This window comes from Enterococcus sp. LJL90 (assembly GCF_056924355.1).
In genome coordinates this window covers 80,310-96,330 of record NZ_JBXPBQ010000010.1, presented here as the reverse complement: position 1 = coordinate 96,330, position 16,021 = coordinate 80,310, and the positions used below count along the sequence as shown (strand labels likewise).

The 16,021-nt window shown below is 38.1% G+C and carries 14 protein-coding genes; all 14 read left to right on the top strand.

The window, feature by feature from the left end; all coding sequences use genetic code 11:
• Positions 1-263: 263 nt before the first annotated feature.
• Entirely contained in the window at positions 264-2,198 is a 1,935-nt protein-coding gene (locus tag AC1Z3S_RS17470; protein ID WP_461741417.1) for a hypothetical protein, read from the top strand.
• A gap of 18 nt (positions 2,199-2,216) precedes the next feature.
• Entirely contained in the window at positions 2,217-2,750 is a 534-nt protein-coding gene (locus AC1Z3S_RS17465; RefSeq protein ID WP_461741416.1) for a hypothetical protein, read from the top strand.
• 30 nt (positions 2,751-2,780) lie between these two features.
• Positions 2,781-3,413 (top strand): hypothetical protein, encoded by a 633-nt coding sequence (locus AC1Z3S_RS17460; RefSeq protein WP_461741415.1) that lies wholly within the window; start codon positions 2,781-2,783, stop codon positions 3,411-3,413.
• Positions 3,414-3,440: 27 nt separating this feature from the next.
• Complete coding sequence (locus AC1Z3S_RS17455) at positions 3,441-3,773, top strand: EF2685/EF0750 family sortase-dependent surface protein (RefSeq protein WP_461741414.1); 333 nt, start codon at positions 3,441-3,443, stop codon at positions 3,771-3,773.
• Between the two features lie 485 nt (positions 3,774-4,258).
• Entirely contained in the window at positions 4,259-5,032 is a 774-nt protein-coding gene (gene sufC, locus AC1Z3S_RS17450; protein ID WP_461738288.1) for a Fe-S cluster assembly ATPase SufC, read from the top strand.
• A 14-nt stretch (positions 5,033-5,046) separates the two neighbouring features.
• The gene (gene sufD / locus AC1Z3S_RS17445; protein WP_461741413.1) at positions 5,047-6,333 is read left to right on the top strand and encodes a Fe-S cluster assembly protein SufD; all 1,287 of its coding nucleotides are present in this window, start codon (positions 5,047-5,049) and stop codon (positions 6,331-6,333) included.
• Positions 6,330-7,565 (top strand): cysteine desulfurase, encoded by a 1,236-nt coding sequence (locus AC1Z3S_RS17440; protein WP_461741412.1) that lies wholly within the window; start codon positions 6,330-6,332, stop codon positions 7,563-7,565. The genes sufD and AC1Z3S_RS17440 overlap by 4 nt, the downstream gene beginning before the upstream one ends.
• Positions 7,552-8,022 (top strand): Fe-S cluster assembly sulfur transfer protein SufU, encoded by a 471-nt coding sequence (gene sufU, locus AC1Z3S_RS17435; protein ID WP_461741411.1) that lies wholly within the window; start codon positions 7,552-7,554, stop codon positions 8,020-8,022. Before AC1Z3S_RS17440 ends, sufU begins: the two co-directional genes overlap by 14 nt.
• 71 nt (positions 8,023-8,093) lie before the next feature.
• A complete protein-coding gene (sufB, locus tag AC1Z3S_RS17430) occupies positions 8,094-9,485 on the top strand; it encodes a Fe-S cluster assembly protein SufB (RefSeq protein ID WP_265460093.1) in 1,392 nt (463 codons plus the stop codon).
• Between the two features lie 1,045 nt (positions 9,486-10,530).
• Complete coding sequence (locus tag AC1Z3S_RS17425; protein WP_461741410.1) at positions 10,531-11,649, top strand: tyrosine-type recombinase/integrase; 1,119 nt, start codon at positions 10,531-10,533, stop codon at positions 11,647-11,649.
• Between the two features lie 410 nt (positions 11,650-12,059).
• Positions 12,060-12,803: a helix-turn-helix domain-containing protein gene (locus AC1Z3S_RS17420; protein ID WP_461741409.1), complete on the top strand. Its 744-nt coding sequence runs from the start codon at positions 12,060-12,062 to the stop codon at positions 12,801-12,803.
• A gap of 140 nt (positions 12,804-12,943) precedes the next feature.
• A complete protein-coding gene (locus tag AC1Z3S_RS17415) occupies positions 12,944-13,789 on the top strand; it encodes a signal peptidase I (protein ID WP_461741408.1) in 846 nt (281 codons plus the stop codon).
• Positions 13,790-13,962: 173 nt separating this feature from the next.
• Positions 13,963-15,198, top strand: coding sequence for a hypothetical protein (locus AC1Z3S_RS17410; protein WP_461741407.1), 1,236 nt, complete (start codon positions 13,963-13,965; stop codon positions 15,196-15,198).
• A 29-nt stretch (positions 15,199-15,227) separates the two neighbouring features.
• Entirely contained in the window at positions 15,228-15,941 is a 714-nt protein-coding gene (locus AC1Z3S_RS17405) for an LPXTG cell wall anchor domain-containing protein (protein ID WP_461741406.1), read from the top strand.
• The last annotated feature ends 80 nt before the right edge of the window (positions 15,942-16,021 follow it).

Here is a 16,021-nt window from a genome sequence, read left to right as displayed (position 1 = left end):
CAGCAAAATTCCTCCAAAACACTTCTCAAGGAAAAATCATTAATTTTTTTTTTTTACAAAAATAAGAAAAGTCTACTTCATTTTTATCCGACAGCTTAGAAATCCTTATTTCACGGCTTTTTTAATCGAAGTTTTTTAATTTTATTTTTTTGGGGTAAAAAGCATAAAACCAAACGGGTTACTAAATCAATCTATTTTATTACTATTACGACAGTGAATTTTAACCTGTATTGATTAAATAAAATCAGAAAGTCGTGAATCCAATGAAAAATAGACTATCGATAATTTTTTTCCTGCTCTTTGCCTGCAGCATCCTCATTGTTTTAACTCCGGAAAAAGCCTCTGCTGCGGTTACCGGGTCGGGAGTAGAATCCGACCCATATATTGTTGAAAACGCCGCTGATTTGACAACAGCCTTAAAAAATGGCGACGGCTCAAGTTCGACTTTATACATTCAACTCAATAATGATATCACCTATACCGATAGTGATAGTTTCATCATCTACTCCAATGTAGTTATTAATGGTTTGAAGAATAATACAGCAGGTTCTTACTATAAGATGTTAAAAACCGGAACTTCGACTACCACTTCAACTGCTGGATTTTATGTCAATGCCAGCGGCTATGATATCACCTATGAAAACCTCTCTTTCGGTGATAGTTCGTATACTTATTACCAGACCTACTATGGCATCATCTTAAATTATAATGCCCAAGTCGATTTAACAATTAGAAATGTTGACTATTTTGGTTCTAACGGTGGACAGCCATTGTGTAATTATAACGGCAACACGACATTCACCTTTGAGGGAGAAAACAATTTTAATGTTGCTTCCGGCAGCAACTCTCAAGAGTTTATGGAGGGGGCAAACCTGACATTTGCAGCCGACAGCGTCACAAATATAGAGCAAACTAGTTCAGGGAACACTGCATTTATTTATAACTCTACTAGTACCAACTCAACTCAAACAACAACTATCAATGTCGAATCAAATGCTTACGTAAATATTACTACTAATAAGCGTTATTTTGTTTACGATCGAAATTATGTGAATTTGAATTTAGCTGATTCAGCAGTTTTTCTTTACTCAGCAAGTTCTTATGGATTCAACCCGGCCAACGGCACTGGAACAGCGTCAACCTACACCATCGGAAATAATGCCACATTATCACTAACAGGAGCAGGGAGAGTCGGCAGCTCTGGTTCAGCAACGATGGCGATCAACACCACAACGCCTGCTGAGATTTCCTTTGAGAACACTTCGGGTACTGGCTTATTTTCTAGTACATCGACACTGACCCCGACAACCACTGATGCCTATCTTTGGGATTATACCGTTAGTGGAGTGACGACTAAAAAAAGTGCAGCTACCACTGCGACTAGCTTGACGGATAGTGCATTTGCAACAAACGTAGCAAAAGTCGTTTATTATCCAAAATCAACCCTCTCCTTTGATGCAACAAGCACAGTAGCCGATGGAACAGGCGACACTAATGCCACAAGCAATCTTGATATTGCCAATTTGAATGCTAGTTCCTCCTATAGCTTAACCAATGTTGAGTATAAAATATTTAGCACTTCACCACTGAGTGATGATGCCGATCTTAGTACCGATAGCAATCAAAGTATTATAACCAACGCTTCAAATGCAGATTACACTGGCGAGACAACCGCCAACTCAGTCTCTTTAACAGAAGTTCTTGCGGGAACTTACACCGTTTTTGTAAGAGGTACGGCAATTTCTTCTTCGGGGAGATTGACGCAAACAACAGATTGGGTGTCGCAGGTAGTGACTGTCGATAGAAGTACGTTGGTAGTTTCGATTCCTATTGAAATGACATTTTCAATTATAGATAATGCTGAATTCACATCTGCTGATTCCTACACCGTAACGAATCATTCCAATTATCCGGCAACAATGGGGATTCAATCGGTGACCAGTGTCCCTGACATCACCTTAGTGAATGATGTCAATAATACAACGGCAACTAATCCTTTGTATTTAGCATTACGAGATACCTCCGATGCCTCGTCTGAAATCCCGTTCATTTCAGATGGAAGCACAACGAACAGCTTTTCAATGAATGGCTTCGGTGGCGAGGATACCTTTAATCTTGTCGGGCAATACGGCGGAACGGTTAGCTATACAAGTGTCCAAGATATTCAATATACATTGACTGTCGTAATTGGCAGCTGAGAAAGCGAGAAAAGAAAATTGAAGAAAAAAAATAAAAAAACAACTAAAAGAAAAAAATGGCTTATTCTAGCACTGCTGCTTTTACTGGTTTCCATCGTTGGAGGCGGACTTTATTGGTATTTCTCTTCAAAAACAGAAGAAAAAACAGCAACAGTTGTCGCCGGTAGTTTTTTACCAGAGGGCAAAGATGCAGCCGCAATGACCGATGATGAAATTGCCACTTACGCCCAAGCGGAAGTGGATGCGAGTCAATTTCAAATGATTATCGGCTCGGAAATTCAAGTAGACAGTCAGGATGATTCAAGCAATCTTTATATTCAAAATCCGCCGACTAACGCTTATCCCATTGCAGTCACTATCACCTTAGATGACGGCACGGTAGTCTATAGCTCGGGAGCGATTGCCGTTGGTTATGAAGTTAAAAATGCCACGCTAGATACTCATTTGGATACAGGTACGTATACTGGGACGGCCTTGTTCAAATTGTACGATGCGGAAACTTCAGAAGCGAAAGGTCAAGTTGCTGCAACAGTTAGTTTCACAGTGACTTGATAAAAAAATTATAAAGGAGAACAACACATAATGAATAAAAAAGTTTTAGGTACAATTTTAGGATTAGGCACACTGGCTACCTTCGGATTAGGAGCGACAACTGTCCATGCCGCTGAAACTATTAATAATGGCACCAATACCGGAGATGTTCAAATTAACGGAACGCTAGGTCAAAGTAATACCGATCCTGATGCACCTATCAATGAAGGCTCTGACCAGTGGATTAACGTAACTTTAGATACAGCGACAATCTTCTACAATACAGCAGGCAGTACTACCATTGAATCTCCAGACTATGGGATTACCAATAATTCTGGACGTCCGGTCAGTGTTGTTGCCACAGGAATCACGCAGACAAATAGTGTAGATATTTCATCGATTTCTTCATTAGCAGTGAACTTAAATAGAAATGATGGCGGAGCTTCTTCAACAGCTTCTTTAGTGACAGATGGAACTACCGGTGTGACTGGTGCGACTAGCTTAGTTTTAGCTAATAACGTTGGTCAAATTGCAAGTACAGATGAAGCGGCCACAGAGAGTAGTACCGTTACAAATAATGCCGCAACTTTCCAATATGATGGGACTTTAACTTCAGCTCTTTCGGAAACCATTGCTCCGACGTTCACAATGACATTAACTTTTGCAGCTCAAAGCTGGGAGTAAAAAATTATACTCTACAGAGGAGTATTTATGAAAAAATATAAAGTTGCTTTACTTGCTCTTCTCCTCGTTACATTTATCGGTGGAAGTTTCCCGATAGATGTAAGTGCAAAAGAAGGGACCGTAACGATTGCCGGAACTTTATCGCCTACTGAAACAACTGAAACCACCAGTAGTTCAAGTATTTCAGAGGAAGTTCCACAAATTAGCAGCACGCTGTATGAGATTTCGATAGACTCACCAGGAAATAGTGATCTTCCGCAACTTGGTGAGCATCCGATAATCGCCTTACTTAGTTTAATCAGCGGTGTATTTTTACTTGTGATAGTTTTGTTCCTGTTCAAAAGAAAGTTACGCAATTAATTTTTATATGATGCAGTTTTTTAACGCTATCAGATAGCTAGAAAGTTAGCCACTAGTTCTAAATTTTAAATTTTGACGTTTTTGAAACTTAAAAGACGTCGATTCATTTTCAAGGATTATATGGAGTTAAGCTCCATATGATCCTTTTTCTTTTAAAAATGAGAGGATTTCGGCTTTTTCACAATTGTATTAAAAACTGCAGAGGACGACAGAATAGTACAAGCCTATTAGTGATTTTTTTCAGCAGAAACCTTTTGAAATTCTTTTTCTATTTAGATTGATTATAAATAACAGTAAAGCGAGTGGATTTTTTGATTTTTCCGATTTAATTCCTAATTATTCGCAAAAAGCGGGCTTGGAGGTTTGCGCTTGGTCTCCATTTGGTCTAGAATGTATCTTAGAATAATTTGGTTTTCGACAGGTTTTTTGAGAATGATGAAAGAAATCTCTCGCTAACTGAGAAATTAAAGAAGGAGTCGAACTAAATGTCTGTTTTAGAAATTAAAAATCTCCATGTGGCTATTGAGGATAAAGAAATTTTAAAGGGTGTTAACCTAACGATGAAGACTGGCGAAATTCATGCCATCATGGGACCTAACGGAACTGGTAAGTCTACTTTATCTGCTGCCATCATGGGTAATCCAAACTACGAAGTTACCAAAGGTGAAATTCTTTTTGACGGTGAAAATATTTTAGAGCTAGAAGTGGATGAAAGAGCCCGTTTAGGTTTATTTCTAGCGATGCAATACCCAAGTGAAATTCCTGGTATCACCAATGCCGAATTTATGCGGGCAGCCATCAACGCAAAACGGGATGAAGATCACAAAATTTCTGTGATGGAATTTTTGAAAAAATTAGACGCCAAAATGGAATTGCTGAACATGCCAGAAGAAATGGCGGAACGCTATTTAAATGAAGGCTTCTCTGGTGGAGAAAAGAAACGTAATGAAATTTTGCAATTGTTGATGTTGGAACCAACCTTTGCCATCTTAGATGAAATCGACTCCGGTTTAGATATCGATGCCTTAAAAGTGGTGGCTAAAGGGGTTAATGACATGCGGGGAGATAATTTCGGCTCGTTAATCATCACCCACTACCAACGTCTACTAAATTACATTACACCAGATGTTGTCCATATTATGATGGATGGTCGGGTTGTCTTAACCGGTGATGCTGATTTGGCTAAACGGTTAGAAGCAGAAGGCTATGCTGGCATCAGTAAAGAATTAGGTATTGAATACAAAGAAGAAGAAGCATAAGGAGGCCAAGCTTGATGACAAAAACAAATGAAGCTTATCTAGAGGCCATTACCGCTTTTTCTGCTGAAAAAAATGAACCAGCTTGGTTTTTAGAATTGCGTAAAGCGGCTTTAGCCAAAATGGATGAGCTAGAGTTACCAAAAATTGAACGGGTTAAATTTCACCGTTGGCCGCTCTTGAAGGTGACACCAGAAAATATGGTCACCACAGCAGCTGGCACAGTTCCCGTCTTTGATCAAATGAAAGACAATCCGACAGTCGTGCAAAATGGTTCCGAAACCATTTTTGAACAAATTTCAGAAAAATTAGCTAATCAAGGTGTGATTTTTACCAGTTTGGAAACAGCTTTAGTAGAATATCCCGAATTAGTCAAAGAATATTTTATGACCAAGGCTGTCTTAGCAGACGAAGATAAATTGACAGCTTACCACACCGCCTTTTTAAACGGCGGCCTATTCTTATATGTACCAAAAGATGTCGTGATTGAAGAACCAATTGAAGCTTTATTTTTAAATGATACCAGCAGTCAACAACATTATTTCAAACACGTTTTAATCGTTGCTGACGAACATAGTGAATTCAGCTATCTGGAACGTTTTCAAACGATTGGTGAAGATACAACCAAAGCTTCCGTTAATATTGTGGTTGAATTAATCGCCAAAGCCGGCGCCAAAGTAAAATATTCTGCGGTGGACCAATTAGGCGAAAATATGACGACCTACCTAAACCGTCGTGGTTACATTATGCGGGATGCTTCCGTTGACTGGGCAATTGGTGTGATGAATGACGGCGATGTGATTGCCGATTTTGATTCTGATTTAGTTGGCGACGGTGCCCATTCTGAAGTGAAGGTCGTTGCCATCAGCGGTGGCCGCCAAACACAGGGGATTGATACCCGAGTAACCAATAAAGCACCTCATACGATTGGTCATATCCTGCAACACGGAGTGATTAGAGAACGAGGTACTTTGACCTTTAACGGTATTGGCCATATTTTGAAAAAGGCCAAGGGCGCTGATGCCCAACAAGAAAGCCGGGTCCTAATGCTTTCAGATAAAGCAAGAGGCGATGCCAATCCAATTTTATTAATTGACGAAAATGAAGTAACAGCCGGTCACGCAGCCAGCGTTGGTCGAGTTGACCCAGAAGAAATGTATTACTTGATGAGTCGTGGCTTACACAAAGAAGAAGCTGAACGTTTAGTTATTCGTGGTTTCTTAGGTTCAGTGATTACGGCGATTCCAGTTCGAGAAGTCCAAAACGAAATTATTGAGGTTATTGAAGGGAAGTTGAATGCATGATCGATGCACAAAAAATCCGTCAGGAATTTCCAATCTTAGATCAGGAAGTCAATGACGAACCTTTAGTTTATCTAGATAATGCCGCAACCACTCAAAAACCACGGGCCGTTTTGCAAAGTCTTAATCGTTATTATGAGCGGGACAATGCTAATGTTCATCGGGGCGTCCATACCTTAGCTGAACGAGCGACAGCTGAATTTGAAGCAGCTCGTCAAAAAATTCAAAAATTTATTAACGCCAATGAAGCTGCAGAAGTTTTATTTACACGGGGAACAACTACCAGTTTAAATTGGGTGGCCCGCAGCTATGGAGACGCCTTTGTCAAGGAAGGCGATGAGATTGTGATTTCTTATATGGAACATCACAGCAACATTATTCCCTGGCAGCAGCTTGCTAAGCGCAAAAAAGCTGTTTTAAAATATATTGAGATCACCGAAGATGGTTTTTTGGACATGACTAGTGCCAAAGAACAAATTACCGATAAAACGGCGATTGTTTCAATCGGCCATGTCTCGAATGTTTTAGGTGTGATTAATCCTGTTGCTGAATTAGCAGAGCTGGCTCATCAACACGGCGCTGTAATGGTGGTCGATGGTGCCCAGTCGGTACCGCATATGCCTGTTGATGTTCAAGCAATCAACGCTGATTTTTATTGCTTTAGCGGCCATAAAATGTGCGGCCCAACTGGGATTGGCATTTTGTATGGCAAACGCCAATGGCTAGATCAGATGGAGCCCGTCGAATTCGGCGGTGAGATGATTGATTTTGTTCATCTGCAGGACAGCACTTGGAAAGAGCTGCCGTGGAAATTTGAAGCCGGCACGCCTAATATTGGCGATGCAATTGCTTTAGGCAGCGCCGTTGATTACCTCAGTGAACTAGGTTTAGAAAATATCCACAATTACGAAGCAGAATTAGTTGCTTATGTTTTACCACGGCTGCAGGAAATTGGAGGTCTTACGATTTTCGGACCGCAAAATCCGCAAGAGCACACCGGCGTTATCGCCTTTAATCTTGACGGCGTCCATCCCCACGATTTAGCAACTGCTCTTGATATGGAGGGCGTTGCTGTCCGGGCTGGCCATCACTGTGCACAACCATTATTAAATTATTTAAACGTTCCCGCAACCGCTCGAGCTAGTTTTTATTTTTACAATACGAAAAACGATGCCGACCGTTTAGTCGAAGCGATCATGGCAGCAAAGGAGTTTTTTGCAAATGGCGCTATCTAAATTAGATAATTTATACCGACAAGTCATTCTCGATCACTCAGCTCATCCCCATCATCATGGCAAATTAGGGGAGTCCACCAATGCAATTGAAATGAACAATCCCACCTGTGGTGATGTCATTGAATTGGAATTAGCCATTGAAGACGGCGTGATCAAAGACATCGCCTTCAGCGGTAGCGGTTGTTCAATCTCAACCGCCAGTGCTTCAATGATGACAGACGCCGTTGTTGGCAAAACAGTGGTCGAAGCCGAAGCATTAGCAGATGATTTTTCCCAATTAGTTTTAGGCGAAGATGTCCCTGAGGCAGAAAAACTCGGCGATGCCGCCATGCTCCAAGGCGTTTCCAAATTTCCTGCCCGTATCAAATGTGCAACCTTAGCATGGAAAGCTTTAGGCAAGGCCATCGATGAAGAAGAGGGTCATGGCGTGGCTCATCAATTTCACGGGGCAGAATAAAATTTCCAATGTAATCAAGAAAAGTCCTCAATACTTTTCCATTACACCAATCAGAAAAGGAGCGTGGGACCATGGGAGTGCCCGAGTTAGAAGAATATAAATTTGGTTTCCATGACGACGTCAAACCCGTTTTCACTACGGGTGAAGGGTTAACCGAAGAAGTCGTCCGGGAAATCTCGCGAGTAAAAGAAGAACCAGAATGGATGTTGGAATTTCGTTTGAAGTCTTTAGAAGCCTTCAACAAAATGCCAATGCAAACCTGGGGTCCAGATTTATCAGATATTGATTTTGCTAAAATCAAATACTATCAAAAAGCCAGCGACCGTCCCGAAAGAGATTGGGACGATGTGCCGGATAAAATCAAAGAAACCTTTGAACGCATCGGGATTCCAGAAGCAGAGCGGGCTTATCTAGCCGGCGCCTCTGCCCAATATGAATCAGAAGTTGTTTATCACAATATGAAGGATGAATTCACTAAATTAGGAATCATCTTCACCGATACAGATTCTGCTTTAAAGGAATATCCAGAATTATTCAAACAATATTTTGCCAAATTAGTCCCACCAACAGATAATAAATTAGCTGCGCTAAATTCAGCAGTTTGGTCTGGTGGCACCTTTATCTATGTGCCAAAAGGGGTCAAAGTCGATGTCCCTCTGCAAACTTATTTCCGAATCAACGCTGAAAATACCGGCCAATTTGAACGGACACTTATCATCGTTGACGAAGGTGCCAGCGTTCATTATGTCGAAGGCTGTACAGCACCAACTTATTCTAGCAATAGCTTACACGCAGCCATCGTAGAAATTTTTACCTTGAAGGATGCCTACACACGTTACACAACTATCCAAAACTGGTCAGACAACGTCTATAATTTAGTCACTAAACGAGCAAAAGCTCTAGAAGGCGCAACCGTTGAATGGATTGATGGAAACTTAGGCGCCAAAACTACTATGAAGTATCCAAGTGTTTATCTTGATGGCCGTGGCGCTCGTGGTACTATGTTATCAATTGCTTTTGCTGGCGCTAAACAAATTCAAGATACAGGTGCCAAAATGATTCACAATGCACCAAACACTTCCAGCTCAATTGTCTCAAAATCAATTTCCAAAGACGGTGGTGAAGTAAATTACCGTGGTCAAGTAACCTTTAACAAGGACAGTGCCGGTTCAATTTCCCATATCGAATGTGACACTATCATCATGGATGAACTATCGAAATCCGATACAATTCCATTCAATGAAATCCACAACAGCCAAGTTTCTTTGGAACACGAAGCCAAGGTTTCTAAAATTTCTGAAGAACAACTTTATTACCTGATGAGTCGTGGCCTGACCGAAAGCGAAGCCACAGAAATGATCGTCATGGGCTTTGTCGAACCATTTACAAAGGAATTACCGATGGAATATGCGGTGGAGTTAAATCGTTTGATAAGTTATGAAATGGAAGGCAGTGTGGGATAATTACCCAACTGCTTAGCCTAACGAATGTTGAGAAACCAGCATTTGTTAGGCTTTTTTTGTGATTGAAAATTTGAGCATCCTTCTGAACGTTTAAGGTTTTTAAGGTAAAGATAAATTACAATTTGGTTTCCAACTTCCTTAATCACCAATTGAGAAATTGAACTTGATGACAAAAAAAGTCATTCGTATTACACCTAAATAGTTCCAACTAAAGAATTATTTTGAGTGAGTACAAATGACGAATCCAAATTATTTCACAATAGATGTGTTTGCCGAGCTGATTCTTAGTCTGAAACCTACATGAATCTGTTCTTAGTAGACCCTAAGTTTAAAGTTTAGACAATTAAGAGCAACCGATATACCTTTAGCTACTACCTTAATGAAAAAAAGGGAAAAAATTAATTGTGGCAAGCGTCTATAATTTTATATCCTAAAATTTTTATCAAGTTAAAATATGATTCAAAGCTAGACATTAGGAAAACTACAAAATAGTTTAGAAGATTTCATATACTTTACTAAAAAAATAAAGCATCTAGAAAATAAAAATTATACTAATTAGGTCGCTTTAAATATTATGAAAATTAAAATATTATAGCTATTATTTCAAAATAGTGTAATCTTATTAGTGGCAAGTATAAATGAATCAATACTCTAACAAGGACTGGATTTTTATGGAACGTTTTCCTATACAAGAGTCAAGGAAGAAATAGTTTTTCTTGTAAGTATCAATTACAAGAAAAGTTCAGAAAAATAATATAAATAACTTACAATTAAATATTAATGTTTTTGCATTATGTTGTCAATCTTATTTCGTTTATTTTTTTTAGTTTTTTGCATAAAATTATACCTAATTGTTATTTTTGTTTATTGGATATCACAAATTAAATATCAACTTTTAGTATATGTAACGCAAAAAATATAGTGAATGTAAAGGATATTAGCAAATCGGAAAAAGGAAGCTTGTTTTCTAGGCGTTTTTTTATTAACTACAAGTAAAATAAATTAAAAGCCGTCAAAAAAGTTGTCAAGTAAGGAAGGAATTCACGTGGTAAAAAGAGGAGAAAACATTTACAAAAGAAAAGATGGACGTTGGGAGGGGCGCTACATAAAAAATCGAACATCGGATAAAAAAATAGTTTATGGCTATATTTATGGCAGAAAATATCAAGATGTAAGGCAGAAGCTTAATTTGATTATTGCTCAAAAAGCAATTCGTTCTCAAGCTAACTTATCTCACTATCAATCAAGCTATTGTGATTGGTTATCGTTGGATTTTCTGTCGGGAGTTCGTCAAAGAGTTAAAGTCTCTACATATTCTAACTATCAACGCTTAATAAAAAAGTACATAGCTCCATATTTTAATGAATTGAAATTTGATGAATTGAGCGAGGATATTTTTCAAGAATTTATTGATTATTTAGTAGGACGTAGGCTGAGTAGCAGCACTATCCGACTAGTTTTTAGTCTTGTTAAACAATCCTATAAAGAAGCTGTAAAAAAAAGATATGTTATGGATGGATATCTATTAAATATTCAGTTTCCCAGAGAAAAGAAACTTCGAGTTCGCCCACTAAGTCTAGTTCAGCAAAAAGAATTAGAAGATATAGCATCAAGGAACGAGTATGGGCTTCCAATTATTTTATCTTTATATTCTGGTTTACGAATTGGTGAGATCAGTGGACTAACTTGGCAGGATATTGATTTTGAACAAAATATAATTCATGTAAACAAAACAGTTGCTCGAATTACAAATGAAAACAATTCTAGTGGGAAAACACGTATAGTAATTGATGACCCCAAAACGTTGAACTCAAATCGTTATGTTCCGCTATCAAATACCTTGAAACATTATTTATTAAAAGAAAAATCAATTAGTTCTTCTAACTATTTAGTGAGTGTTAAAGGGAGTTTGGCTGAACCAAGAGTTATTAATTATCGATTTAAGAAGATGATTAGTGAGACATCTTTTGCTCACATTCATTTTCATATTTTAAGACATACTTTTGCTACTCGTAGTTTAGAGCTAGGAATGGATATCGCAAGTCTTAGCAAGATTTTAGGTCATCAATCTATCAAACTGACATTAGATACTTATAGTGATTCTTTAATGGAACAACGTCAGAAAGAAATTTTAAAAATTGATTTAATTTATCAAGACAGATGATTTTTAATATTTAGCACAAAAAGAGCTGCCAGAAAAATCTAGCAGCTCTTTTTGTGTCTAAAAGCCGTCGTGAAAGCCGTCATGATTATAAAACATCACTGTAAAAATGGGTTTTTCTGAACTTTTCTTGTAATTGATACTTACAAGAAAACTAGCAAACGAGAGTTCGCTTTTTTTCTATTTTAAAAAGGTAATTTTATTATTTTGAAAATGGATAATTCACTTATTTTACCATAAAAAGCTTTCAAAAGCTTTCAAAAGCTTTAAGTTTACCACTGTGCAAAGGTTTATCTTAAGTTAAGTATTCGTACTAAAGATTGTTGCAGATACCTTTTACTATAGTTACTGAAATTTATGAGAACCACATGAGTTTGTGGGACAGCTCTGAATAGAGAGGTAGGTGATAGCTAATGAGACAGGTAATGATTCTAACTAAGAATACCCTTGGTGAAGATTTATTGAAAATTACTTTGGAAAAATTGGGTTATGAGGTTTTTTGCTCAGAGCAGATTGTTCAAAAATTACTTAGAGGAGAAGGGAAAATCTATTTATCTTTATTTTACAATGTGATATTTAGTGAATCTTTAAGCAATCATGAGGTTCAGCAGTTGTTGGAGTTTTCAAAAGATAGGGATGTAAATTTTATTCGTCTTGATTCAGAAGATATTTCGGATGAAAGGTGGAGAAGTTGGCACTCTCTGGGATTAAAACAATGGCTGCCGAACGATGTCTCTTTACCTCAGTTGAGAGAAGAATTATCTGAAAACCATTTAAGCTTCTCTGATTTAAAAAAATCGAGTTCAACAGCTGAAAAAGAAAAAAGTAAGGAGGCTGTGAAAAAATTACTGAATAATCTATCACCAAAGGAAGCGGGGCTATTTGAAATTCTATATAAGGCTCAAGGTGAAGTTATTTTAAGAGTTGATGTCTGTGAACAGTTATGGAAGAGAGGCGCAAATCACTCAACATTAACCCAATTATCACAGTTGATTCAACGGATTAGAAAAAAGATGGAGCATTTCGGTGTTGATGGCAGTCTATTAGAAACTCACTGGCGCAGTGGTTATTCATTATCACAAGAATTTTTTGAAATCTTACCAATTGACTCACAAAAAAATTCATCAAAGCAGTTAGTTAACTTAATTAGTAGTTGAGTCTAAAAGCAATGGCTTGATTTCATGTGAAGAAATCTTCTGTTTTTTTCTAATTAAGAGCAGTAAAGCCATGACGGAAAGTATTTACTTCATCCATTAAGAAAAAACTGATTTCAAATTGTCTTAAGGTGGGGAATTAGATGGGGAGCAATAGCAATGGAAAAACAAAGCGGGCAAAGAACCCTGGTACAAATATAGAGGAGAAAAAGAAAAAAGCGGCGCATTCAGATAATATGCAAAGTTCGAGCAAACCGTTAAATAGGACAAAGTCTTCAAAAAAATCAAAATCTGAGAGTTCGGTAAAAACTAAAAATCAAGCAATATCCAAAAATTCAAAAAAGCAAGCTTCAAAGAAAAAATATCGAGAGATCCCTCCTTCAAAAACCAATAAAGTTTTAAAGATACTATGGGACATTTTATTCTATGCTTTTCTATTTTTGATTATCGGTGGAGCTATCTTCTTTAATTTCAATGATAGTCCAGACAAATCATTTTTTGGATATCGGTTTATGACCGTATTAACGAACTCAATGGCACCTAATCCAGAGAAGCCAGAACTTACAAATGGCTTCACAAGCGGCTCAGTCATAATTATTCAGCAGGTTAATCCTGAGACTTTACAAGATGGGGATATTATCACCTTTTATCCAGTACCAGGAAATACTGAATCATATTTAACTCACCGAGTCGTCGAAACGATGGATAACTTAGATGGTGAAGAGGGTTTTTTCATTCAAACCCAAGGAGATGCAAACACAGGAGCTGATATCCCTATTAGTGCTAGCCAAGTAGTGGGGAAAGTAGTTCTTACAATTCCTTTCATTGGAAATTTTCTGAATTTTGTTCGTGATAATTTGGTTGTGGTAGCAATTTTCTTAGCTACACTTTTTGGACTCTTCGTTACATTGAAATATTACATAGGATTGGGAAACTATGAAGCTGTACCGGCAAACAAGAAAAAAAGAAAAGTGAGGGCACACCAATAAGAAATAATTGGATGGATATAAATTAAAAAATATTAAAAGGAGAGCGGATGATGGAAAAATTGCGGATGGGAAGCCCGTGACGGCTATGTACTCATTTGATAAATGAAGTGTTTTAGGTGTGTTCTCTTGCATAGCAAGATTACAAATAAAAAAAGAAAAAGGGGGTTTTTCCAATGAAACGGAAAAACGGAAAAAAGAAAACTGCTATTGTGGCTTCCTCAGTAGCCTTATTAACAGTTTTAGCGGGGACGTTTGCATGGCAATCGTACACAGAATGGGTAAAAAACCATCTGCAATCTAGGGGTTATGAAGAAGGTCGGGTAACGATCGTCGAAAAATTTGACCCTGAAACACCAATTGACGAAGCTGTTAATGGTGAAATTACCAAAGAAGTAAGTGTCGTAAATACTTCAAGTACCGATGCATTTATTCGGGTATCATTTGAAGAGATGCTTCACAAATTGGAAGATACTGCTGCTGGTATGGGCTATGCTAGTGAATCTGCTGCAGCATTCCCAGTGATCATCAATGCAACAGAATATGTGACAACGTACACAGATAAAACTGCAGATTTAGTTATCTATGATACAGTTGGCGGTACTTCGCAAACTGTACCTAGCAATTTAAAATTATACGTATCTGCTGATGATACTAATGCAGTTTTAATCAATGAAAGAACTTTAACTGTTGCTGAATTACCAACAGACTTTGATTACAACAAAGCTTCTGCGAAAATGCCAGTTCTTAGTGGGTCATTTGATACAGATACTGCCGTTGTTGCTCAAAAAGTGACTGGTGAAGTTGTCAAAGATGCTGCAGGTAACTATGTTGTTTATCAAACGGCTGCATCTGCTGACCTTGCTTTAGCTTATTGGGGTTATGGTGTTGGTCTGGGTGCTAAAGAAGATGCAGACTGGGCTGGAGCTAATGTAAATGTTCCTAATCCAACAGCACTTTCTCAAGGTACTGTTACACCAGGCGTTTCAACAACATCTGCAATTGCAGGTAGTGATATTTCATTTATTACACCAAACGTAACAACTACTAAACCAACTGCCGGTTCTACTCCTGCCGCTGATTGGTATTTTGACAGTACTGATGGCTACTTCTACTATACAAAAGTATTGCCGTCTGGTTCAACTACATCAGCATCAATGATGGATGCGATTAAGTTCCCAAGTGCTACTGATAGAGAAGATTACAAATTAGCTAGCTACAACTTATATGTTGGTTTGGAATCTATTCCAGCAGCTCGTAGTGCAGTAACTGCAGCTTCTAATAATGGTGCGTTGATTGGTACAGTCCAAACTGAAGGAAACAAAACTTGGGTTTCCAATGGTTCAGGCTGGGGATTAACTGATGCACAATTAACAGCTTACTATGAGTCACTTGCAACAGTCGTAGAATAATAAGTACATGAGTTAGGAGGAAGAAAAATATGAAAAAAATGGTTAAACTCATACTTTTTTTCATGGTGTCACTGCTACTTTCATTAGGCTTTGCTGGCCGTGCCCATGCTGAGACCCTTCCTCCTGGCTTTTTAGTTGGTGATGATACAGGTATCCAAGTCGGGACTGAAGGGGAATATTTTATCGTTAATAATAATATCACTCCCGGACAGACTTTTTCTCGAACAATAACACTAAGCAATTACTCAACAGACGATGGGGATTTTGCTTTGAAATTAGTCATGAATCCTAATGATGAAGATCACCTGCCGGAGATTAATGGGGAACTCAATCTTTTAGAAGTCATCAGTGTCAAATTGACTTATCAAGGGCAAATAATTTATCAAGGGACAATTGATGGAAATGGAACACCTGTAGCCAATCAAAGACAACAACCGATTGATCTAGGAACTTTAGAAGTTGGAGAGGTTCGCAATATTCAAGCGGATTTTACAGTCAGTAATGAGTATCCAGATACTAGCTGGCGTGAAATAAGTAAGGTTGATTTTTATTGGCTTTTTTTTGCGAATAGAGAACCAGGATCCACAGTAACTTCTACAACACCTTCACTACCACCAACTGGAAAATTGCCGCAGACTGGGGAAGACTGGCGAAATGTCTTATTAGGAATGGTTGCCGGATTTATTTTAATCGGCATCGCTTTAATTGTTTTAAAAAAACGCAAAGATGAGCAACAAAATTAATGTCTTAAGAAATCAATTTAATCTTAGTATTGAATTGATTTCATGAGTGAATCCATCTGGGATCCGGTTCATTGATGAAT